Raw genomic sequence first — 556 nt, 5'->3', positions numbered from 1 at the left:
CAAGGTCATCGTCATGCGCTCAAACCTGAGGTGGTGCAGCGACGGCTTCGAGTTCCCCTGCTGGAACGGCGACGTCGTCCGCGGCGCCTTCATCATCGACGCGCATGATCGCGAGATCATCGCCTGGCGCGCAGTGGCGAACGCCGGCATCAGCGGATCGGATATCCGCGACATGATGCTCGAGGCGGTGGAAACGCGGTTCGGCGCACACCGCGCCCCGCATCCGGTCGAGATGCTCAGCGACAACGGCTCGCCCTATACCGCCCGCGACACGCGCATCTTCGCCAGCCAGCTCGGCCTGAGACCCTGCTTTACGCCGGTGAAGAGCCCGGAGAGCAACGGCATCTCGGAGGCCTTCGTGAACACCCTGAAGCGCGACTACGTGCGTGTCACGCCGCTGCCGGACGCTCAAGCTGTCCTCGACCTCGTCGGCGGATGGATGGAGGATTACAACGATAACCACCCGCACTCAGGGCTGAAGATGCGCTCGCCTCGCGAGTTCATCGCAGCTCAAACCGCAACCGCCTGAGTGTCCGGCGAAACGGGGGCAAGATCA

The 556-nt window shown here is 64.6% G+C and carries 1 protein-coding gene; it reads left to right on the top strand.

The features are described from left to right. On the top strand, window positions 1-529 hold a 529-nt coding region (locus JM664_RS00015; protein ID WP_227417875.1), incomplete at its 5' end, for a DDE-type integrase/transposase/recombinase. Between the last annotated feature and the right edge of the window lie 27 nt (window positions 530-556).

This window comes from Roseitranquillus sediminis, assembly GCF_016918935.1.
Taxonomy (GTDB): domain Bacteria; phylum Pseudomonadota; class Alphaproteobacteria; order Rhodobacterales; family Rhodobacteraceae; genus Roseitranquillus; species Roseitranquillus sediminis.
This window is presented reverse-complemented; position numbering and strand designations above follow the sequence as displayed.